The sequence below is a fragment of the Nocardia sp. NPDC004415 genome, assembly GCF_053602435.1.
Genome location: NZ_JBSGDP010000030.1, coordinates 29,741 through 49,581, shown reverse-complemented (window position 1 = coordinate 49,581; position 19,841 = coordinate 29,741). Strand labels below are relative to the sequence as shown.

Sequence of the window (19,841 nt, the reverse complement as noted above, 5' to 3'; positions counted from 1 at the left end):
TTGCGCAGGCCCTCGGGATGGGTACTTCAGTTCGACTCCGGTCGGAGTCAGGCGAGGACGGTGCCTCGCACAATCAGGTCGGCGACCAGTGTGTACCGCGGAGCGGCAGTCGCCGGATCGGTGTCGTTCTCCATGCCGGCATCCTCGACCTGGTCGCACCACACGGTGCCCAGGTAGCCGGGGGCGGCTGCACTCAGGATCGAACGCACGAGCGCGGCAAGGGTTGCCGCAGCGCCGGCGTCATCGGTGCATTCGAGAACGACGCGAGGACGATCGAGGATCAGCTGGGCGCTACGGCGGCCCTCGCGATCCTCGACATCTACTCGAGCTTTTCGGTCGTTTCTATTTACGCGGACCAGGCGGGTAGGGCGCGGATCGGGGACCCGGGTGACCGCATTCGCAGGGTCAGAAACTGCGGCAAATTGCGCCGTCAAGTAATCGACCAAAACTTGCTCGATATCAGGAAACAAGACTCTTTCATTCATGTCAAATCCTTGAAACGTGGCCGTAAGGTGGTTGAAGCGGCAGCTGTAGGGCGGCGGATTGCCCGCCACCCGCGTGACCGGTGATGCTGCCTGTCGGAGGTTGTGGCCAGCGACTCGGAAGCCGGGGTGTTTTCGTCAGGGCAGTGACGCCTTAGGAGGGTCGCGAATTGGCCCAGATCGCGCGGCTAAGTATGCAACTGGACCGGATTCGTCGGGCCGGGGGGATCGAGTGCGAGTTCGCGGCGCTACGCTACTACTCGCCAAACGGCACCGACCTCCACAGCCACAATGAACAAGGACGCGGCGATCAGTGACTACGTGCACTGGCGCAACCGAGACACCACACGATCCGGGACTGCGCCGTCGGCTTGACGATCCGACAACCGGATGATCAACCGAACGTTGCATAACGCTGCACTAGCACTCATTCACGACCGGCATTGAATCGAATCCCTCGAAGAGAAAGGCATAGACCTGCGCAATATATCGAGCGAACGCATCGGCATCCTTAAACCGAATGTAGGTGAGGTCATACCATTCCGAGAGATCGATAGGACGGCTCTCGATCATATGAAGGAGACCGTGGCGAATGGTGCTCACATAGTCCGGCCAGGCGGATTTGAAAGTCGGCCTCAACATGTCGAGATCACCTGCGGCTTCGCATCCTAGTGCAGCAGCACAGAAATTTATGAACCGGCGGTCAATGCCATCAATATCGAGTCCAAGCGAATCCAATTCGACAGTGGTCGGATCAATTCGACCACCGGGATACGGCCATATGGTTGTATTGAGCAAGTCCGTGGAAACTATATGACCATTTCCAGATCGAACCCATTCTGCTGGACGATAGACCGAGTAGATGAATCCACCATCGAAGTCGCCCCGGATATAATTCGAGCTACCGTCTGCGGCCACCGGTTCACATGGGTCGAAGCCCATTGCAGTCGCTCTGTCGCTACAGCATCCTTGACCGTACACCTCCGTCATCGACAGAATGGGATTGAGATCGTGATCGCGAATGGCCGCCCTGCGTGCGGCACCTTCCGCAACTGTGATCGCATTTTCCGAGTCGAATCTCGTCGCCCATGGTCCGACATAGGTATGCGCTTCCCGCATTACATCTCCATTATGTCGTTGTTGGCTTCAAATATCGGAGTCGGATTCGACAACTTCTGGAATGTCATCTTCATCCGGCAGATAAATGGGCTCAATACGATCACCGCGCAAGTATTCCAAAAAGGCGCGGAGGTACTCGTCAAGGTCTCCTTGCCGTTGAAACCATATTTGCGTCCGGTTGAACCACTCCTCGCGAGAAGTCGCGCGCGAAATTATATATTCGAGCGCGTCGAAAACCATTTCTTTATACTCTGCATCCTTGGTGATATCGGCCAACAATTCCGGACCGTAGCGCCACATCTCACCGACGTATTCGACAGAGTGGATGGTAAATACTGGCCAATACACTCGGTCAATGTGAGGAACATCATAATGCCAGCGCGTATCGTATTGCTTCGTCATCGGTTCACTGCTTCTTCCGGCTCGGGGTACATCGTGTTTAGATCCCAGTCTCCGTTAGTATTCCTGCGATACACAGCCAGCACCGTTGTACCGGTGAAGTCTACCGGCTTGTAGTTGACCTTGACACCGTTCAGCGGATTCGCCGGGTTAATGTAGTATCCGCGTAGGTTGGCAATCCCCTTGTCTCCAATCGCAGCGCGGACCTCGCTCGGGTTCAGAGTTACCACCTCTTGACTCAGTGAACTATTCGGCGGTATCTTCGCACGCGCTGCAGCATCTGCAGCAACCATACTCCTCTCGTCACCGAATGCGGTCGAGAATTGTCCACACTTGTGCCTTAGTGGGCAACCATTGCTGTCGAACGCGTATTTATCCATATATCGATCACGCGTGAGCAACTCAATTGGCCCTTTGGCTGGATCGATCTTTTTGTTGGACTGCACGTATCCACTCTGGTAGACCACCTTTGGGTTCTTGCCGCCCGAGATAACTGGGGATCCCAGCCGGGCTTTCAGTTGGTCATCGGTCGGAATCAAATGCCGCTGGGGCGCATGACCCTGCACAGCAAGTTCAGCGACACGCGCTGCGTCAAAAACTTTTTGCGCATTCGTTCCGAGTCCCGGCTGCGGCATTGGCATGTCCCAACTGAAGTGGACAGGGCCGTCGCCGTACGACCTCATAAAGGCGGAGGCCACTTCTGCCAAAGAATTCGACGACATTGGTTCATCGAGTGGCACCCAAAGATTTCCGTTAACGTCGCCTCGCGGCAGTTCCAACCCTTGCATTCGCAGGAAAGAGCTCACGTCAGTACCATCGGTAAAGCTGATTCCCTCGGGATGAGGGGTAGACATGGGCCGCCCCGCAGTACGGGTCGTGGTGTTTCCCGCTCTGCCGATCTTCGGCAACCAACTAAACGCTCGAAGGGGTGGCAACGGAATCAAGGTAGAGGCGAGTTCAACGCCAATCTTCACAATGGATGGAGCCTGCTCCCGATAATCAGAAGCATAGTTTTCATATTGGCGCCCTTGGGATGTCAAGGGCCCGCCTGCCGCAGCTCCTGTCATGCCAGTAGTCGCCGACATCGAGTGGTAGTAGAGGTACTTGCTCATGTCGACAACTGGCTCTAATATCATGCTGTATGCAAAGTTTGCGGTAGCACCATTTGCTTGTGCGATCCGTTCATACTTGGTAGATGCCGAAGCTACAGCGTCAGGATTCAGGGGGTTTCCAGCTGCCCGGATATCAGCGCCAAGTCGAAACACAGAGGTCATACTCGAACCCCATTCAGCGAGGCCGCTACCCAGGTTTCCTAAGAAGTCTCCAGTCTTATGGAGAAACGAACGATTATCAGGTCCGTCGGACTGTTCGACAATAGTGCCCGAACTGTCGAGGCGAATCTTCGATCCGTCATCGAATTGAATATTATATCCGTTGCCCTCGGTCTGCGTTATTCGATACTTCCGACCTTCGAGTACTGACGACTGCGGACCGAACATCGCGGCTGCCGATGTTGGCAGGTCGACGCGACGCCATAGAAGTTCTTGCCTGCCATCGGGGTGCAGACGATAGTGCGACTCATTATTCCCATTGAGATCACTGACAATGAGTTCGACCCATTCGGCATCCGTGCCGGAGCCTTTGACAACGCGGGTGACTATTTGCCCTCGGACGGGATCATATTCTTGCCTGTAAGGCTGGCCCCACGAATCGGCTCCAAATGTAGCCTGTGTTCCCGTCACACTGTTGAACCAGCCTGAACCATCCGGGTTGTGGACGCCGACTGTCCATGGATCCTGGAAATCAGGGGATCCCGGCCGGGACGCGACTGTCACGGTGCCGCCACCAGGCGTAGGAATCGTTTCGTTGTAAGTAGTTCCGTCGGACTGTATCTCGACATGGGAGGTGACGGTCGCGCCGTTCGGGCCCACTGTTTGCTTATCCCACGATCCGTCCCCATCACCGACAGTGACCGCCGTCATGTTCGCCTGAGGCGCGCTCGACGAGTACGAATAGGTCTCGGTCTCGGAATGACCATCGGCATTCGGCGGGGAAACGTAGGTCACAGAATGCGTGCCGTCCGGCAGAGTCGTCCAGATGGTCGCTCCGCCGGCGCCATCGGAGACGACACGCGAGGTCATCGTCGACCCGTCGGGGTTCGTGGTGACGGTGTCGTAGCTCTGGCCACCGGTTCCCGGGACCACTGTGATCGTCTGGCTACCACCGTTGTTTGTTGGCTGAGTGACATTCAGATCGTCCGGCAGGCCCTCCGGAACAACGGTCTTCGGCTTCTCGGAACCGACGACGACCGGCTGAGGCAGTTGGTCGGGGCCACCGGGTATCGGTCCGTCGATCTGCTGAGCCGTGAGGACCGGGCCGTCCGCGGACGGCCCTTGGTCGTTGACGAACTGAATGCCTGGATGATCAGAGGGAATGGCCTGCGTTGACAGTTCGCGCTGTGCCAGCACCCTGTTGTACGCCCTCGCAGCAGCAGCCGGGGTCATTCCCGCGTGGTTGTAGACCCGGCGCTGACCACTCTCAGCCTCCGCCGACTGCGCGCCGATAGGTGTCAGGGATGCGCGCCAGGCCGCACCGGCGGTGACCCAGTCGGCGGCGACGGTCATTTCGACTCCGAGGCATCGTCGATTCGGCGTCGCAACTCGGCGACCATTGCCGCGTACGCCTCCGACTTCGTCTTCCCCTCGCAGGCGATCCCGCGGGGATGCGTCGCGTACCAGGCGCTTCCTTCGACCTGCTTCACAGAGATCTCGTCGAAGTCATAGAAGGTCTCGGCGTCTGGGGTGGGCCAGTTGCCTTCGTCGTCGGGGGTGATGTGGGCGCCGGTGTCGAAGGCGCCGGGGGCGCCCGATGGGGTGGGGACCCAGCGGATCGTCTCGAGTTCCGGGTGTACGCGGACGCCTCGCTTGACGAGGTATTCCGCGACTCGGTTCGCCTGTTTGATCGAGGTGACTGTCGGCTCGGCGAGCTTGCGGCCGATCGGGCTCGTCCATTCGGGGAGGTGGATGACCGAGAGTTCCTCTGCCAGGGCGCGGACCTCGGGATCGAGGTCGTCGCCGGCGTCCGGTTCGGCGAGCTTGCCGGACAGGGTCTGCTGGAGGAGGGCCAGGAACTCGGGAGTGACCAGCTGTCCGGACTCGGTCTGGATGTATTCCGGAGGCGACGTTTCGCTGGTGCTGAAGTCGACCGAGCCGATGATTTCCTTGCCGGACATGTGGTTCCTCCCGAGCTTTGGGCATTAAAAAGGCCCGCGCCTATCGGCCGGGCTTACGTGGTTGGGTGTGTGGAGTCAGGACAGTCCGAGCAGCGGCAGGATGACCGGGGCCAGGACGACGGCCAGTTCGAGCAGCTGGAGAAGGACGGGAAGCATGGGATTCACCCCCTTTCCTGGAGGGCGGGTGGGGTGGCTTCGAGGGCCTTGAGGCGGTCCAGGATGTCGGCCAGGGCGTCGACGACGGTCATGCCGTCGAGCTGGTCCCAGCCGCCGTACATGCCCACATCGCGCTGCTGGCTACCGCACAGCTGTTCGCGGATGTCTTTGACATCGGTGCCGATCGGGCCGCAGAAAGCGGTGATGAAATCCTGGATCTGGGTGACTTCGGATGCGCTCATCGGGGCGTCCTCTCCGTCGATGAATGCCTGTACCTCGGAACGGAATTCGTCCATGTCGATACCGGCGGGGTCGATTTTTCCTTCGCTCGAGTACTCGCGATGGGCCACGCAGTCCTCGGCGGTGCGGCCGATGCGGGCCAGGATGGCCGCGCAGCCGCGCTTGTAGGCGTCGAGTTGGGCTGGGGTCCAGTCGGTTCCGTCGCCTCGGGAGACGGCTTCGATGCCGATCACGTGGTAGTTGGCGTTGTTGGTGGGCCAGCCGGGCCAGGAGCCGCGGCCCGCGTGCCAGCAGACACCGGCGGCGATCACGCGGTAGGTGCCGTCGCGTTCGAGGACCAGCTGGGCCAGCGGGCCGGGCAGGTCGACGCGACCGTTCTGGACGATGCGCCAGTCGTTGGCGCCGCCGCCGGCGGTGTGGTGGCACAGGACGCCGCGGATGTCGCGGAAGTCACCGTGGCCGCGGTCGCGCCAGCCGTCGTGTTCGATCACGTCGAGCCCGGCCTCGCGCAGCACGTCGGCCAGCCATACCGGGTCTCCGGTCCAGCTCATGAGGTTCTCCTTGAGGGGTTCGGTGGTCCCGCCCCCGGGTGACGAGGGGAAGTGCCGCGGGCGGGACCGGCGCACCTGACGCTGCGGCGGCGTCTCGACCGCAGACCACCTACGGGAGACGGGCGCATCAGGGGCGCGGCATGCGGCGGGCTCGAATCCCGCACCGTGTCGAGTGTTCTCCGGGGGCCGACCGCATGCTGTTTCGGGAAGGCACCGTGTGGGTGCCGTCAGATTTCTTCTTGCAGAGTGGCGGGGATCTTGTACTGCGCGGCCGGGGGTTCTTGCCCCGGGACGTGCAGGCGCAGGAAACCCAGCAGCTCGTCGATGTGACGTTGCAGGGCGCGGATCAGGCGGATCGCGTCGCGGAAGCGCAGTTTGTCGTCGGCGGCCTGTTCCTCCAGGGCGACGACACGTTCGCGCAGTTTCGCGACTTCTCGTGCCTGCCAAGCGGTGACGGCGCCGATGACGGTGGCGAGGGCGACACCGGTCGCCTGGATCAGTTCAGGGCTCAACCACGTCACCGTGTGCCTCGCTTATCGTCGCGGTGACCGGAGTGACCGACGGTCGAATGATCGCTCCGGCGATGACCGGGGTGGCCAGGCCGTAGAGGGTCAGCAGGGTCTCGACCCAGGCGGTGTCTACCTCGCGGCCGAGCAGATAGGCGATCACGCCGGTGACGGCGACGAGCACCGACCGGATCAGTGCCGGTTCGGGCACCTTGCTGATACGCACGATGATTCCTTTCCAAGTTCACGGAACGCGCCGTCAGATTCGCCCTTCGGCGATGTCGCGGTTCAGGGCTTGCGCCAGCGCGCGGGCGTGGCCGCCACGGACGTAGTCGTCGGTGTGGCGGCCGTCGACGAGATAGCCGCGGGCGTAGGCGACAGCGCCGGCCCATTCCCGCCAGTTCGCAGGCGACCACCAGCGCTGCAGCTGATTACGGAGCGCGGTGTCGAACATGCGCTGCGCCCAGCGCAGGGCGGCGTTCGCGTCGGCGAAACTGAAGAAGGCGCTCAGGTCGGCGATGGTGCGCAGGGGGTTGCCTGCGGGGAGCGCGGTGATGGGGTCGCCCGGGGCCGCTGCCCAGTAGGCAGGGATGTTCGTGATCGGGCGTTCGCCGACCACACCGTAGCCGCCGGGATCGTTGTCACCGAGATATTTCCCGGCGGGTCGGCGCGGGTCGGCGATCAGCGCGCAGGCGATTACCTCGCGGCCTGGATGTTCGCCCCGGCCGATCTCGGCGGCGAGGTCGCCAGCCACTGCGGCGCCTTGCGAATAGCCTGCCAGCACAACGGGGTTCGGCGATCTGTCGACGGCCGCCAGCAGCGCTCGCTTGCCGGCGGCAACGCTCTCTGTATAGCTCACGTGGGTGCCGTAGTCGGCGGGGTAGGCGACCATGCGGGTGGTGAAGATCGACTTGTTCAGCGCGTCGGTGAACGCGGTGGTGACGCCGTCGCCGCCCGGATTCCAGGTGCCGCCGACCACCAGCACATCGACGGTGCGGGAGTCCCAGCTGGGACGGGGTGAACGGCTGGACCAGAACGACATGAGGGAACCTCTCTGCGACGTGACGTGGGTGGTCCCGCTCCGGACGGCTCGTCCGGAGCGGGACCGAATCGCCCCTGCGCGGCGGCGACGTCTACGACCGCGGAAGGAGTGCGGGAGACGGGCGCGTCAGGGGCGGGCATGCGGCAGGCTCTCAACCCGCTTCGGTCGAACGCGCTTCTTTCGGGGGCAGGCCGCATGGATCAGGGGGCGCGAGGCGCCCACGACAAAGCCCTCGCTCCCGGATCAGGGGCGAGGGCTCTTCAGGGAAAAGCTATTTGTGGTGGCGGCCGGGGGCCAGCTGGCGCAGCATGTGCCCGGAACTGGAGGTCGGCCACAGGCACTGGTACGGATATTCGGTCGGCATGCCGGGAATCCACCCGAGTCTGTTCAGCAGGTGCGGCGGGATCAGGCTGAGATCCTCGTCGCTCAGATGCTGCAGGCGCCAACCGAGCAGGAAATCGGTCACCCCGAGTATCGCCGACACGTCGGCCACTCGGGTCCCGATCTCGAGCGCATCGCGTAGATCCGCGAGGGGGATCAGCCGCTGCGACACGACATGGTGCACCTGCATCTCTATCCGACCCCGCCACAGATCACCGTCCAGTGCGGCGATGAGCTCCGGCGACTCGGCCATCTCGATGTGCGCGATCGAATGCGCGATGACCTCGTTACGTACCCGGCCCGACAGATCCGCTTGGATCAACATGGCACGGTCGGCGATCGACCAGTACGAAACGAAGTCGTACACAATCACCGAATCGACACGAATTCCTTGACTGAACGCAACCTCGTGGGCATTGAACCCATTGCGCTGCACCGCTATACCTGGTAAGTCCGGCATCTCCGCGTCGGACTCGTCCTCAACACCCATGGGGAAACACAACTCTCACACTCGCTGCTCGACAGGATCTGTCGCACCCATGCCACCCCGACAGCGACGGATGCCAGACCTGAACTCACCGCGAGATGGAGTGTGCCCCGACGAAGGGTGGGCGCAGCGAGCGCCAGCGATCCACGGCCCCCGCTACCACCTGCAGGTCTTCGAGGCAGATATCCGAGAAGTCGACATGACCAGCACGGAACGCCTTCTGCCTGTGCGCCGGCTCCGCGTCACGGAACCCGCGCTCGTACTCACGGGGAGGAGGATCCTCCGCCGGACTGCCCGACTCGTCGGGGGTGAACGCATCGAACGCACCTGACACAGGAAACCTCATCCAACAGTCGAAATCCGCGAAGCCCTCGGTCGAGAGCACGCGTCTATTCTACCGTCGGGAAAGAAGTAAGCCGACGTCAGGACCTGTCGGTGAACTGCGGGTACCGAACCGAACTTGTTGTCGCTGAACGATTTTGCGCATGGCGAAGCCCGCTGGAACTATCTTCTATCACCGGCGATCGAGTGTCAACTCCTGTCGCAAAGTTTCTCGAAATGCCTGGTAAAAGCGGGTCTTACAGTCGAGCCAGCTTTGCTTTCGGGACGAATCAGGCTCTGGCTTAAGCGAATCGGCTGTGCCCCAAGGCGGCCAGACGCCCATGCGACACACGACAGCGGGGCGCCGGCCACATCGACCGACGCCCCGCTGGGCACTGCAATCACTATGCGTTCTTCACTCGCTGTCGCACCGGGAGCGCCCGGTGCGCATCAAGCACCTGGCCGACGACGAACAGTTCCGGCCACTCCGGCGCCCACGGTCCCGGCACCGGGGCGATCAACCCCGCCTCCCGCAGAGTGCGCATCCGCCGGGCATTGAGGTTCTGGTACCCCTCCCCGAGCCGTTGCGCCAGCTTGCAGATCCCGGAAACATTGAGGCGCACCGCCCTCGCCTTGACGACCAGGTCGGAATCCGCCGCCGCAACCTGCGCCGGCGGGCACACCACCGCTTCGGCGGCCGCCACCGCGGCGGCGATCTCGGCGGGCGCCTGCTCGACGCCTTCCGTCATGGCGAAGGCGACGATATTGCGCTGCAGCCACTCCGCGATACCCGCAATGCTCGCCGCACCGCTGTAGTCGATGGCGCGCTGCTCACATACCAGCCGCACCCAGGAGACCAGCACGGCCTGGAGTTCGTCCTCCACTCGCGCCGCGGCGGGGTTGAACGGAAGTCGTTGCTCCCGTGCACCATTGCGCGTGCGATAGTCGACGGCTCCGAAGCGGGTCTGTCGGGTCCGCGCGTCCGACAGATCCTCAGCCAGGTCGGGAATGGCACCGAGGGTCCCCGCCAGCTCCCTGGCGATGTCTCGATCGATATAGAGGTGAGCGTCGTCGACCCACCTGTCCAACGGCGTCACGCCACACGAATCCTCCCGCATGCGGCTCGACGCCGTTCCGGCACCGCTCGCACCCATGTACACACTCCTTCGGTCGAAATCTCAGACACCAAGCGCTGTGGGACGTGAGCCTTCGGCATGCCTGGTCAGAGTCGAGCCGCTCCCCCTACCGAGATACACGGTCCAACACTCGTTGTATGCAACGTTGTTACAACCGGTATGTCAAGCCGAACGGTCTCACCGCCTACCCAGCATGGCTGCAGCACAATCCATTGCCCCCTCTATCCGCGATGATGGACAACGACCCAGGCGAAGTCTGCGAACCTGCCCTGCATACAATTCATGCATCAGTGCAAACAACCTGCTACCATCGCTGCATGGTCAGACAACGGAGCGCGGTGGTCCCGCCCGAGGTCAGCGCCACCCTGCGACTGGCTCGCAAGGAGCGCGAGATGTCGATGGACCGCGCCGCGAAAGCAGCCCGGATCAGCACTAGTCTGTGGACCCAGGTCGAGAACGGAACGCAGTACAAGCGAGGGCAGAAGGTGCCCGCCAGCACCACGGCCGAGACGCTGCAGGCGATGGCCGAGGCCGTCGGGGTCGATGCGATGCCGCTTCTGAAACAGGCTGGGCTGGAGGCTGTTCCGGCCGAGCGCGCTCGGCCGCAGGTCCAGGAGGGCATCGTCGACCTGTCGGGTCTGTCCGAGGGGGACCTGCAGATCGTCGCGGCCTATGTGAACGGGCTGCGGGCGGCGAGGAACAGCGAATAGCTGGTGGTCGAAACAACGAATGCCCCCGCTGGCCGACGGGGGTATTCGTCACTCGTCCATCAGGACGGGCAGTTGACCGTGTACTCCCACTGGGTGTCGTCCTGGCCGCTGACGCGGACGGTCACCGTGGTGGCCGACCCGGCCGGGAGTGAGACCACCGCGGAGCCGGTGCCCTGGTTGATGTTGTCGCCGATGTAGCCGGTGTCGAGCACCTGGCCGCCCTCGTAGAAGACCTGGATGCGATCGGGGATGTTCAGCGTCTCGTACGAGAGCACGAACGAGGTAGGCCCGGTGACGCCGAGCTGGTGCACGGTGTTCGTCACCCCTTCCCCGCCGGACTTCGTCGAACTGTTGCACGGCTGCACAGTCTCCGAGGACCCACTCGAACTCCCACCGAGGATCCCACTACCCGTATCGAGCAGATCGCCGAGAATCCCACTCCCGGTGTCGATCACGCCACTGCCGGTACCGCCACTCCCCGTGTCGGCACCGGCCAACCCAGGTAGCACCATCACCGACCACGCCGCCGCTGCCATCGTGATTGCCGCTGTTCGTTTCAACGCTTCCTCCACACCATTTCTCGCACAAAGAATCATCAGGTGAAACGCGTTGGGCGACCGCAGGATCCGTCGCCCGGTCGAGCAGAGAAAGTTCTAGTGCCGCGTCAAGCAACGTTGGGTAGGTAATCCGACCGCCGGATCTTCGAGCCGACCGCGAAGTCGCGGATAGGTCCGGCATGCTGGTTACGCCAGCTGGAAGTGAGGCTGCGGAGCGTTTCGCTGCATGCTTCGATTGCTGCGACAGCTGCCAGCATTGGGTTCTCCCCGCCAGCGGGGTAGCCGCTGAAGCGGCGCGTCCACCGACCCGGTGTCCGGCTGGAGAGGTTCAGGCTGGCAATACGACTTGGTTCGACTCCAATTATCGTAGTGATATGCTCGGGTTTAAGGTGCGGGTGTGTGAGGATTAGTTGAATGTCAATTATTTCAGGCTTCTCACTGTACGAGAAAAACGTCGTATGCTCGCGCTCTTCGTTATCTGACGACGTCATGATTTCTTCCTTCCACCCATTCACTGCCTGACATATAACCATGCACACAGCCGAAAGGCCGTATATCCCGATTCGGGATATACGGCCTTTCGCTTGCGGAGAACTCAGCGCAGGGTGGCGGTGAGGTGGGGGAAGCCCTTTTTGGGGTGGAGGATGGAGAGGTCCCAGCCGGTTTCTGCCTGGTCGGCGTAGATGTTGATCGCCGACGGGAGGAAGATGGGCTTGCCGAATTTGACCGCGTAGGTGGTCTTTTCGGGGATTCGGCCCTCGACGGTGGCGAGGATGGTGGCGGCCGACCACATGCCGTGGGCGATGGTCTGGGGGAAGCCCATGGCCTTGGCGCCCAGGCCGGAGATGTGGATCGGGTTGCGGTCGCCCGAGGCGGCGGCGTAGCGGTTGATGATCTTCTGATCGACGCGCTGCACGCGCAGCGGGGGCGGGGGGACCTCGTCGGCGGGGGGTGCCGACTTGGGGCCGCCGGAGAGCGAGGTGCGCTGCTGGTGCAGCATGGTCGAGACCTGGCGCCAGACCAGTTCGCGACCCACCCGGATCTCGGTCACCGCGTCGATCAGCAGGCCCTTCGGGTGTTCCCGGAGGTTCTCGATGTGGGCGGTGAAGTCGAGCGGCTCGGCGACGGAGATCTCGCGGGTGCGCTCGATGACGTTCTCGAGGTGCACGGAGCCGACCGCGGTGAACGGGAAGTCCCGTGCCACAAGCAGTTCCATCATCAGCGGGAACGACAGGATGAACGGGTACGTCAGCGGCAGGGTGTCGCTGAAACGCAGCCCGGTCGCGTGGCAGTAGGCCGCCAGGTGATCGGGGTCGACCTGGAAACCGTCGAGGACGACGCGGCGGTCGGGCAGGGTGGGCTTGCGACCCGAGAGCGGGCCGGGCAGCGGGACGGCGCCGAGTGCCGCCTTCGCGTAGAGGCCGCCGTTCTTCGGGACCTCGGACAGGGTGATCGTCTGGGTCATCAGGCGCCGATCAGGCTCTGACCGCAGACGCGAACCACGTTGCCGCTCACCGCGTTCGACGCCGGGCTGGCGAAGTAGGCGATGGTCTCGGCGACGTCGACGGTCTGGCCGCCCTGCAGCAGCGAGCTCATCAGGCGGCCGGCCTCGCGGGTGCCGACGGGGATGGCGGCGGTCATGGCGGTCTCGATGAAGCCGGGGGCCACCGCGTTGATGGTGATGCCCTTCTCGGCCAGCAGTGGGGCCTCGGCGTCGACCATGCCGATGACACCGGCCTTGGAGGCGCCGTAGTTGGTCTGGCCGCGGTTGCCCGCGATGCCCGCGATGGAGGACACGTCGATCACGCGGCCGCCCTCCTTGAGCACACCCTTGGCGACCAGGCCGGAGGTGATGCGGTGCGGGGCTGCGAGATTGACGTTGATGACCGAGTTCCAGCGGCCCTCGTCCATGTTGGCGAGCAGCTTGTCGCGGGTGATACCGGCGTTGTGCACGACGATGTCGATGCCGCCGAAACGCTCGGTGGCGAACTCGGCCAGGCGCTCGGCGGCGTCGGGAGCGGTGACGTCGAGGGCCAGGGCGGTGGCGCCGACCTTGTTGGCGGTCTCGGACAGGGCCTCGCCTGCGGCGGGGATGTCGGCGACGATGACGGTGGCGCCGTCACGGGCGAAGACTTCGGCGATGGTGGCGCCGATGCCGCGGGCGGCACCGGTCACCACGGCGACCTTGCCCGCGAGGGGCTTGTCCCAGCTGGCGGGGGCGGTGGAATCGTCCTTGCCGACCCGGATGACCTGGCCGTCGACGAAGGCGGACTTGCCCGAGAGCAGGAAGCGCAGGGTGGACTCGAGGCCGGTCGCGGCGGCGCCCGCCTCGGGGTGCACGTAGACCAGCTGGCCGGTGGCGCCGCGCAGCAGTTCCTTGGCGATCGAGCGGCTGAAGCCCTCGAGCGCGCGCTGGGCGATCTGCGCGTCGACCGAGCCGACGAGCTCGGGGGTGGTGCCGAGCACGACGACACGCCCCGAAGGTGCGAGGTTGCGCATGGCGGGCTGGAAGAATTCGAACAGCTGCGACAGGCCCTCGATGGAGTCGATGCCGGTGGCGTCGAAGACCAGCGCGCCGTACTTGGTGCCCGAGTCGAGCGAATCGGCGACGGTGTAGCCGTCGGCCAGCAGGGCGCGGACCGGCTCGGCGAGGCGACCCTTGCCACCCAGCAGGACGGGGCCGGGCAGTGCGGGCTCGCCGGCCTTGTAGCGGCGCAGCTCAGCCGGCTGGGGCAGGCCCAGCTTGCTCGCCAGGAACGCGCCGGGGGCGGAGTGGATGAAGGATCCGTAGAGGTTGGGTGCACCCTTGCTCTTGGCTGCCACTGTTCCTACCTTCTCTGTGCTCGACGTGTTGTATGACCGTGCTCGCCCAGTGTCCCCCGGGTGAATCACATTTGCGGGTACGGTGTCGACAAACGAACTTACTCCAGAGTAAGTTTAATGTAAACCGATACGCCCGGCGTATCCGGAACCGACGAGACCATGGAGAACTCGAGTGACAAGCAAAGCCCGCTCGGCGACGGCCAAGGCCAAGACCCCTGCCAAGACCGCGAAGACCCAGCGTCCGGTCGCGATCGTTGGCGGTAACCGCATTCCGTTCGCTCGCTCCGACAAGGCCTACGCCAAGGCCTCCAACCAGGACATGTTCACCGCCACCCTGGACGGACTGGTCAGCCGGTTCGGCCTGCAGGGCGAGCGCCTCGGCATGGTCGTCGGTGGCGCGGTGCTCAAGAAGGTCGGCGAGCACAGCCTGATCCGCGAGAGCGTGCTCGGCTCCAAGCTCTCCCCCTACACCCCCGCCCACGACCTGCAGCTCGCCTGTGGCACCGGCCTGCAGTCCATCGCGACCGTCGGTGACGCCATCGCGATGGGCCGCATCGAGTCCGGCATCGGCGGCGGCACCGACACCACCTCCGACGCGCCGATCGGCGTCAGCGAGGACATGCGCGAGTGGATGCTCACCGCCAACCGCGCCAAGACCAACAAGGACCGGCTCAAGCTGGTCGGGCAGCTGCGCCCCTCGTTCCTCGGCATCGAGATCCCGCGCAATGCCGAGCCGCGCACCGGGCTGTCGATGGGTGAGCACGCCGCCATCACCGCCAAGGAGTTCGGCATCGCCCGCGAGGCGCAGGACGAGCTGGCCTACCTCTCGCACAAGAACATGGCCGCCGCCTACGACCGGGGCTTCTTCGACGACCTGATCACCCCGTTCCTCGGCCTGACCCGCGACGACAACCTGCGTCCGGGCTCCACCGTGGAGAAGCTGGCCACCCTCAAGCCGGTGTTCGGCACCAAGCTGGGCGACGCCACCATGACCGCGGGCAACTCGACCCCGCTCACCGACGGCGCGTCGGCGGTGCTGCTGTCCACCGAGGAGTGGGCCACCGAGCGCAACCTGCCGGTGCTGGCGCACCTGGTGGACTCCGAGGTCGCCTCGGTGGACTACATCCACGGCCCCGACGGCCTGCTGATGGCGCCCACCTACGCGGTGCCGCGTCTGCTGGCCCGCAACGGCCTGACCCTGCAGGACTTCGACTACTACGAGATCCACGAGGCCTTCGCCTCGGTGGTGCTGTGCACGCTGGCCGCGTGGGAGTCCGACGCCTACTGCAAGGAGCGCCTGGGCCTCGACGGCGCGCTGGGCTCGATCGACCGCAGCAAGCTCAACGTCAACGGCTCCTCGCTGGCCGCGGGCCACCCGTTCGCCGCCACCGGCGGCCGCATCGTCGCCTCGACCGCGAAGATGCTGGCGGAGAAGGGCTCCGGCCGCGCACTGGTCTCCATCTGCGCCGCGGGCGGCCAGGGCGTCGTGGCGATCATCGAGCGGTAGTCACACACTAAAGGCCACGGCGGGTGCTTTCTGGCAGTCGAAAGTACCCGCCGTCGGCGTTCTCAGAGGGAATAGGACGGCTACTCCAGTTCGGCGCGACGCAACCGCAGCTCGCGCACTACCCGGTTCCTGGGCGAACCGGTGAATGGCAGGCGATCGAAATCAACTGTGGCAGCGGCTCGTAGGGCAATGCGCTGTGCGGATACCGCAGCTTTGCGGGGCAGTCCTATCTCTCCCGCGAAATCGAGCCAATGCTTCACTCGCAGGTTCTTCGTTCGCCCCGCTATCGGCAACGCCATCGATTCGTCGCCATAGATCAGGGTGCAGGGGATGTCATAGATCGGCGAGATCTCCCAACGCCCCACGATGTCCCGCAGCACCCCGATGTTCTTTCCATGCAGGTCACCGTTGCCGGTCAGCCAGGCAAACAGATACTGCAGGTACAGGCTTCGAACTGCTACCAGCGGCGCTCCAACTATCCCCGCGACTGCCGTCACGACATCGACAGCGTCGATGTTGTATTTGGCCGATGGCGGTAGTCCCAGAACCTGGGTAGCGTCCTCGAACGCCAGTCGCTGCCACCCATCATTCTCGTAGATGCGATCGAATCGGCGGACGAGAAGGCCGGGCCGGTCACTCCTGTCACACACGAGATCAGCTTGCGCGACCGGAAGTTTCATCACCCGTGCGGCAGCCAGATGTGCCGCCTCGTTATCGATCAGGTGGGGAAAACCCGACTGCGACAGCTTCAGGATGAATCGACCGAATCCAGCCGCGACCGGCGTGCTGATCATCGATGCACTCGCCTTGTTCTGCACGCCGGGAATTGCCTGCCGGTCGACATCGTCGACCAGCCGATCGAAGTCCAGGTCTTCGGCCGACGCACAATCGGCCAGCGCTGGGCCGTCGGCGAGTTCCTCGCCCGCAGGAATGACCTGCACGTCACCCGGGACGTCTGCCCCGACAGCGAGCAGCAGACTGAGTTCGTCGTCAGCGCTGGTCTTCACAGCCCGGCGCAGAACCGTCAAGCGGTGCCCTTCCGGAAGCAGACCGGCAAAGAACGGCGGCAGCGAGCCTGATCCATTCCTGATCACTGCGGTGCCGACCGGAAGGGTGGATGCCACCGGATCTCCGGCGTAACCGGGTATGTACGCGAACTCGGTCCCCCCGGCACTTGTCCGGTTGATCGAGGCCGCGAGTTGACCCGCCTTGTAGACATCGGCGCTACCCACTCGGCGCAATGATTCGAGGTCCGTCATCACGCTACCCGCAACGTCAGCCCCACCGCCCCGGCGACCGCAGCCACGGTCCCGATACTGGTCGAGCCGGTACCGTGCTCGATGTCGCGCACTGTGCGTGTGGAGGTATCGGCGATCTCCGCGAGTTGTTCCTGCGTCAGCGCGAGTCTGCGACGCTCAGCACGTATGCAGGATCCGATTTCCCCCAACGCCTCCACCCAGGCCTCCTATGATAGGCAGAATTCTGCCGAACTACCCTCGACAACGGAGTACATTACCCCCAGCCAATAGTTTCAGCAATATTCTGCCGATTTGCAGCGCAGACGGTGAGCAGCTGCAACCCCGGGGGGCATTCGGCAGTATTCTGCCGAATGCCGGACGGGTGCACAATTGCCGCGACTCTACAGAAGGTGACCACACACAGCGAAAAAGCCGCGGCGGCATCCGGTTACGGGTGTCGCCGCGGCCTTTCTCGCGGGTCAGCTGTTGCAGAAGGGGATGGGGTGGGGGCCTGCGGTGCCGCCGCAGAGGATGACCTTCAGGAGGCCCACCGGGGCGTCGAGGAGGGCGGAACCGGTGCCGCCGGAGCCGGATTCGGCGATGGCGGTCGGGGTGGAGGTGGCCGGGGCGGCCAGGGCGGTGGGGGCGGCGGTGGCGATGCCGGCGAGGGCGGCGGTGGCGACCAGGAGACGGATCATTCGGTGATGCATTGATGAGCCTTTCGAGACTTCGAGTTCTGTGACCGGGATGTCGGGTGCTGCTACCGGGCTGTCGAGACCGGTTGTGGATGCATCCGTTGTCAGCGGCACATCGGGTTCGGGTGCGGCTGGCTGGAACCCCAGGGGCCGCAGATCAGGAGTTTGATGAAGCCGAGGGGGAAGTCGATGAGGGCGGAACCGGTGCCCGCGGAGCCGGACTCGGCGATGACGGCGGGGGCGGCGGGTGCGGGGGCGGCGAGCGCGGGGGCGATGCCGCCCGCGGCGATGCCCGCGACGGCGGCGGTGGCTACCAGGATTCGTGCCATACGACGGTGCATTGACTGGCCTTTCGAGAATTTTGTGGAGCTGATCAACACATCGGGTGACTCGAAGTTGTTGTTCCGCCTAACTTTCAGGGGCTTGACTAGTGCGCGCCGATCGCTTCGGCGAGCAGCGGCCAGGAATTGTGCAGATCCTCTTCCCAGTACTTCCAGGTGTGGGTGCCCGCCGGACGGAAGACGGTCTGGGCGGGGATATTCAGCTCGTGCAGGCGGGCGGCCAGGCGCTGGGTGCACAGGTTGGTGGCGGCCTCGATGGCGCCGCCGAGCAGGATCTGGTCGGTGAGGCCGATGACCTTGCCGGGGCTCGCGCCCGCCGGGATCTGTTCGGCGACGCCGGGCAGGCCGGTGGCACTGGAGAGGTAGATCGCCTTGCCGCGCAAGCCTTCCGCGTTCAGGTAGGCGTCGTTGGCGCGCCAGGCCGGGTCGCCGGGCGGGCCCCACATATTGGCGGGATCGGCACCGGCGCGGGCGAAGACGAGGTCGACGTAGGCGCGGCCCATCGGGTCGGAGACCGAGGCGCAGCCGCTGTAGGCGCCGACGGCGCGGTAGCGGTCGGGGGCGGCGATGGCCAGGTTGAGCACGGCGGTGGCCGACATGGACAGTCCGGCAATGGCATTGACGCCGGTGGTGTTCAGGGTGGCGTCGATGATCGGGGGCAGTTCCTCGGTGAGGAAGGTCTGCCACTGGTGGCGGCCGAGCTTCGGGTCGTCGCGCTGCCAGTCGGTGTAATAGGAGAACTTGCCCGCGGCCGGGGTCACCACGTTGACGTTCTTGTCGGCGAAGAACTGCACGATGTCGGTCTGGGTGTACCAGTTCGCGATGTCCTCGCCGCCGCCCGCGCCGTTGAGCAGATACAGGGTGGGGCGGGGCTCGCTGGTGTCGTAGGGGGTGATGACCTGCAGGGGGATCACCCGGCCCATGGCCGCGGAGTACACGTGCAGGGTCTGCTGACGTTGGCCGGGCCGGTCGATGTGGTCCAGGCGTGAGGCGTCGGCACCGGCCGTCGCGGTCGGCAACAGCAGCAGGGCCGCGGCGGCGGCCAGGGCACGGAGGAGCACGGGGAAAGTCCTTACAGCGAGGGGATACTGCCGAGCCACCGGGACGACAGCGCGAATCGTCCCGGTGGCCTGGTGCTACGCGATCAGCTACCGATCAGATTGCGCAGCACGTCGGAGAGGATGTCCGACAGCGAGCCGGTGGAGCTCAGCTGTCCATCCGAGGAGCCGAGGCCGTTCTCGCCCAGGCTGCCGATCACCGTCTCGCCCGCGTTGGCCGCGCGCGCGGTGAAGCAGGCGGTGAGGTTGGGCATCTCGTTGCCGACACCCACGGTGCCCGCGACGCCGACGCCACCGCTGGTGATCTGCTGGCCCGCCTTGACGCTGTCGGGCACCGGGTAGGTGATGGTGAGCGTGACCGGGTTGCCGGAGTTGACGAACCAGCCGGTGCTGGTGACCTTCCAGCCGCCCGCGTTGGGGACCGGGGTGACGTCTTCGGTGACCTGGCCGCCGATCGCGTGGTAGGCGGTGATGGTGGTCTTGACCGGGGCGCCGAAGCCGGTCGGCGGGAAGTCGGTGATGGTGTTGACGTACGGGTTGCCGATGCCGGTGGTGCCCACGATCACCTTGTAGGTGACGGTGGTACCCACGCCGATTTCCTCGGCACTGGCGACCTTGTCGTAGACGTGGGTGACACCGACGGTGCTGGCGTCCTTCTTGGTCGCGTGACTGCTGACCGAGCAGTCGCCCGCGGCCGTGGCGACGCCGGCACCGAGCCCTACGCCGACACCGGCGACGACGAGCGCGGTGGTGGCGACGCCAGCGGCGAGACGCGAAGTCCGGATCATGTTTTCCTCCAAAGCCCTGCTCCATCCCCCTTCTGGCGACACCGTAGCGGCCGGACTGGACGGTTGTCCGGG

The 19,841-nt window shown here is 64.4% G+C and carries 24 protein-coding genes; 2 read left to right on the top strand and 22 right to left on the bottom strand.

Translation table 11 applies throughout. The features are described from left to right. Positions 1-47 precede the first annotated feature (47 nt). The 12 genes from ACWEMY_RS16335 to ACWEMY_RS16280 form a co-directional block, all read right to left on the bottom strand. Positions 48-485 (bottom strand): hypothetical protein, encoded by a 438-nt coding sequence (locus ACWEMY_RS16335; protein ID WP_452390671.1) that lies wholly within the window; start codon positions 483-485, stop codon positions 48-50. A gap of 417 nt (positions 486-902) precedes the next feature. Further along, positions 903-1,601 carry a hypothetical protein gene (locus ACWEMY_RS16330; RefSeq protein WP_452390670.1) on the bottom strand — a complete coding sequence of 233 codons (699 nt, stop codon included), beginning with the start codon at positions 1,599-1,601 and terminating at the stop codon, positions 903-905. A 27-nt stretch (positions 1,602-1,628) separates the two neighbouring features. Beyond that, on the bottom strand, positions 1,629-2,003 hold the full coding sequence (locus ACWEMY_RS16325) for a hypothetical protein (RefSeq protein ID WP_452390669.1): 375 nt from the start codon (positions 2,001-2,003) through the stop codon (positions 1,629-1,631). After that, a complete protein-coding gene (locus ACWEMY_RS16320) occupies positions 2,000-4,624 on the bottom strand; it encodes a hypothetical protein (RefSeq protein ID WP_452390668.1) in 2,625 nt (874 codons plus the stop codon). The genes ACWEMY_RS16325 and ACWEMY_RS16320 overlap by 4 nt, the downstream gene beginning before the upstream one ends. Further along, entirely contained in the window at positions 4,621-5,232 is a 612-nt protein-coding gene (locus ACWEMY_RS16315; RefSeq protein ID WP_452390667.1) for a hypothetical protein, read from the bottom strand. The genes ACWEMY_RS16320 and ACWEMY_RS16315 overlap by 4 nt, the downstream gene beginning before the upstream one ends. A 161-nt stretch (positions 5,233-5,393) precedes the next feature. Next, positions 5,394-6,179 carry a peptidoglycan recognition protein family protein gene (locus tag ACWEMY_RS16310; RefSeq protein WP_452390666.1) on the bottom strand — a complete coding sequence of 262 codons (786 nt, stop codon included), beginning with the start codon at positions 6,177-6,179 and terminating at the stop codon, positions 5,394-5,396. Between the two features lie 227 nt (positions 6,180-6,406). Beyond that, a complete protein-coding gene (locus ACWEMY_RS16305) occupies positions 6,407-6,691 on the bottom strand; it encodes a hypothetical protein (protein WP_452390665.1) in 285 nt (94 codons plus the stop codon). Next, positions 6,681-6,911: a hypothetical protein gene (locus ACWEMY_RS16300; protein ID WP_452390664.1), complete on the bottom strand. Its 231-nt coding sequence runs from the start codon at positions 6,909-6,911 to the stop codon at positions 6,681-6,683. Before ACWEMY_RS16300 ends, ACWEMY_RS16305 begins: the two co-directional genes overlap by 11 nt. A gap of 33 nt (positions 6,912-6,944) precedes the next feature. Next, positions 6,945-7,727: a PE-PPE domain-containing protein gene (locus ACWEMY_RS16295; protein WP_452390663.1), complete on the bottom strand. Its 783-nt coding sequence runs from the start codon at positions 7,725-7,727 to the stop codon at positions 6,945-6,947. A 271-nt stretch (positions 7,728-7,998) separates the two neighbouring features. Beyond that, entirely contained in the window at positions 7,999-8,598 is a 600-nt protein-coding gene (locus ACWEMY_RS16290) for an ImmA/IrrE family metallo-endopeptidase (RefSeq protein WP_452390662.1), read from the bottom strand. An 85-nt stretch (positions 8,599-8,683) separates the two neighbouring features. After that, positions 8,684-8,980, bottom strand: coding sequence for a hypothetical protein (locus ACWEMY_RS16285; protein ID WP_452390661.1), 297 nt, complete (start codon positions 8,978-8,980; stop codon positions 8,684-8,686). Positions 8,981-9,320: 340 nt separating this feature from the next. Continuing rightward, positions 9,321-10,070, bottom strand: a complete 750-nt coding sequence (locus ACWEMY_RS16280; protein WP_452390660.1) for a hypothetical protein — start codon at positions 10,068-10,070, stop codon at positions 9,321-9,323. A 299-nt stretch (positions 10,071-10,369) separates the two neighbouring features. On the opposite strand from ACWEMY_RS16280, the gene ACWEMY_RS16275 reads away from it, so the two are divergent. Next, complete coding sequence (locus ACWEMY_RS16275; protein WP_452390659.1) at positions 10,370-10,762, top strand: helix-turn-helix domain-containing protein; 393 nt, start codon at positions 10,370-10,372, stop codon at positions 10,760-10,762. 59 nt (positions 10,763-10,821) lie between these two features. Here the strand turns inward: ACWEMY_RS16275 and ACWEMY_RS16270 are convergent, their stop codons facing one another. The 4 genes from ACWEMY_RS16270 to ACWEMY_RS16255 all read right to left on the bottom strand — a co-directional run bounded on the left by ACWEMY_RS16270 (position 10,822) and on the right by ACWEMY_RS16255 (position 14,142). Beyond that, positions 10,822-11,085 (bottom strand): hypothetical protein, encoded by a 264-nt coding sequence (locus ACWEMY_RS16270; RefSeq protein ID WP_452390658.1) that lies wholly within the window; start codon positions 11,083-11,085, stop codon positions 10,822-10,824. 341 nt (positions 11,086-11,426) lie between these two features. After that, on the bottom strand, positions 11,427-11,810 hold the full coding sequence (locus ACWEMY_RS16265; RefSeq protein ID WP_452390657.1) for a hypothetical protein: 384 nt from the start codon (positions 11,808-11,810) through the stop codon (positions 11,427-11,429). Positions 11,811-11,914: 104 nt separating this feature from the next. Further along, a complete protein-coding gene (locus tag ACWEMY_RS16260; protein ID WP_452390656.1) occupies positions 11,915-12,784 on the bottom strand; it encodes a MaoC family dehydratase in 870 nt (289 codons plus the stop codon). Beyond that, the gene (locus ACWEMY_RS16255) at positions 12,784-14,142 is read right to left on the bottom strand and encodes a 3-oxoacyl-ACP reductase (RefSeq protein WP_375931448.1); all 1,359 of its coding nucleotides are present in this window, start codon (positions 14,140-14,142) and stop codon (positions 12,784-12,786) included. The genes ACWEMY_RS16260 and ACWEMY_RS16255 overlap by 1 nt, the downstream gene beginning before the upstream one ends. Before the next feature lie 172 nt (positions 14,143-14,314). Here ACWEMY_RS16255 and ACWEMY_RS16250 point away from each other — a divergent pair, with 172 nt between their 5' ends. Continuing rightward, the gene (locus ACWEMY_RS16250; protein ID WP_375931451.1) at positions 14,315-15,649 is read left to right on the top strand and encodes an acetyl-CoA C-acetyltransferase; all 1,335 of its coding nucleotides are present in this window, start codon (positions 14,315-14,317) and stop codon (positions 15,647-15,649) included. Between the two features lie 80 nt (positions 15,650-15,729). Here the strand turns inward: ACWEMY_RS16250 and ACWEMY_RS16245 are convergent, their stop codons facing one another. The 6 genes from ACWEMY_RS16245 to ACWEMY_RS16220 all read right to left on the bottom strand — a co-directional run bounded on the left by ACWEMY_RS16245 (position 15,730) and on the right by ACWEMY_RS16220 (position 19,769). Beyond that, positions 15,730-16,908, bottom strand: coding sequence for a type II toxin-antitoxin system HipA family toxin (locus ACWEMY_RS16245; RefSeq protein WP_452390655.1), 1,179 nt, complete (start codon positions 16,906-16,908; stop codon positions 15,730-15,732). Next, on the bottom strand, positions 16,908-17,105 hold the full coding sequence (locus ACWEMY_RS16240) for a helix-turn-helix domain-containing protein (protein WP_452390654.1): 198 nt from the start codon (positions 17,103-17,105) through the stop codon (positions 16,908-16,910). Before ACWEMY_RS16240 ends, ACWEMY_RS16245 begins: the two co-directional genes overlap by 1 nt. A 261-nt stretch (positions 17,106-17,366) precedes the next feature. Then, complete coding sequence (locus tag ACWEMY_RS16235) at positions 17,367-17,585, bottom strand: hypothetical protein (protein ID WP_375931457.1); 219 nt, start codon at positions 17,583-17,585, stop codon at positions 17,367-17,369. Positions 17,586-17,686: 101 nt separating this feature from the next. Further along, positions 17,687-17,911 carry a hypothetical protein gene (locus tag ACWEMY_RS16230; RefSeq protein ID WP_452390653.1) on the bottom strand — a complete coding sequence of 75 codons (225 nt, stop codon included), beginning with the start codon at positions 17,909-17,911 and terminating at the stop codon, positions 17,687-17,689. 98 nt (positions 17,912-18,009) lie between these two features. Then, positions 18,010-18,984, bottom strand: a complete 975-nt coding sequence (locus ACWEMY_RS16225) for an alpha/beta hydrolase (RefSeq protein WP_452390652.1) — start codon at positions 18,982-18,984, stop codon at positions 18,010-18,012. A gap of 83 nt (positions 18,985-19,067) precedes the next feature. Beyond that, positions 19,068-19,769: a hypothetical protein gene (locus tag ACWEMY_RS16220; protein ID WP_375931466.1), complete on the bottom strand. Its 702-nt coding sequence runs from the start codon at positions 19,767-19,769 to the stop codon at positions 19,068-19,070. Between the last annotated feature and the right edge of the window lie 72 nt (positions 19,770-19,841).

What these genes read in the sequence shown, in the direction of transcription:
- ACWEMY_RS16335 (WP_452390671.1), bottom strand. Translation starts at nt 485, where the DNA reads ATGAATGAAAGAGTCTTGTTTCCTGATATCGAGCAAGTTTTGGTCGAT.
- ACWEMY_RS16330 (WP_452390670.1), bottom strand. Translation starts at nt 1,601, where the DNA reads ATGCGGGAAGCGCATACCTATGTCGGACCATGGGCGACGAGATTCGAC.
- ACWEMY_RS16325 (WP_452390669.1), bottom strand. Translation starts at nt 2,003, where the DNA reads ATGACGAAGCAATACGATACGCGCTGGCATTATGATGTTCCTCACATT.
- ACWEMY_RS16320 (WP_452390668.1), bottom strand. Translation starts at nt 4,624, where the DNA reads ATGACCGTCGCCGCCGACTGGGTCACCGCCGGTGCGGCCTGGCGCGCA.
- ACWEMY_RS16315 (WP_452390667.1), bottom strand. Translation starts at nt 5,232, where the DNA reads ATGTCCGGCAAGGAAATCATCGGCTCGGTCGACTTCAGCACCAGCGAA.
- ACWEMY_RS16310 (WP_452390666.1), bottom strand. Translation starts at nt 6,179, where the DNA reads ATGAGCTGGACCGGAGACCCGGTATGGCTGGCCGACGTGCTGCGCGAG.
- ACWEMY_RS16295 (WP_452390663.1), bottom strand. Translation starts at nt 7,727, where the DNA reads ATGTCGTTCTGGTCCAGCCGTTCACCCCGTCCCAGCTGGGACTCCCGC.
- ACWEMY_RS16290 (WP_452390662.1), bottom strand. Translation starts at nt 8,598, where the DNA reads ATGGGTGTTGAGGACGAGTCCGACGCGGAGATGCCGGACTTACCAGGT.
- ACWEMY_RS16280 (WP_452390660.1), bottom strand. Translation starts at nt 10,070, where the DNA reads ATGGGTGCGAGCGGTGCCGGAACGGCGTCGAGCCGCATGCGGGAGGAT.
- ACWEMY_RS16275 (WP_452390659.1), top strand. Translation starts at nt 10,370, where the DNA reads ATGGTCAGACAACGGAGCGCGGTGGTCCCGCCCGAGGTCAGCGCCACC.
- ACWEMY_RS16265 (WP_452390657.1), bottom strand. Translation starts at nt 11,810, where the DNA reads ATGACGTCGTCAGATAACGAAGAGCGCGAGCATACGACGTTTTTCTCG.
- ACWEMY_RS16260 (WP_452390656.1), bottom strand. Translation starts at nt 12,784, where the DNA reads ATGACCCAGACGATCACCCTGTCCGAGGTCCCGAAGAACGGCGGCCTC.
- ACWEMY_RS16245 (WP_452390655.1), bottom strand. Translation starts at nt 16,908, where the DNA reads ATGACGGACCTCGAATCATTGCGCCGAGTGGGTAGCGCCGATGTCTAC.
- ACWEMY_RS16235 (WP_375931457.1), bottom strand. Translation starts at nt 17,585, where the DNA reads ATGATCCGTCTCCTGGTCGCCACCGCCGCCCTCGCCGGCATCGCCACC.
- ACWEMY_RS16230 (WP_452390653.1), bottom strand. Translation starts at nt 17,911, where the DNA reads ATGGCACGAATCCTGGTAGCCACCGCCGCCGTCGCGGGCATCGCCGCG.
- ACWEMY_RS16220 (WP_375931466.1), bottom strand. Translation starts at nt 19,769, where the DNA reads ATGATCCGGACTTCGCGTCTCGCCGCTGGCGTCGCCACCACCGCGCTC.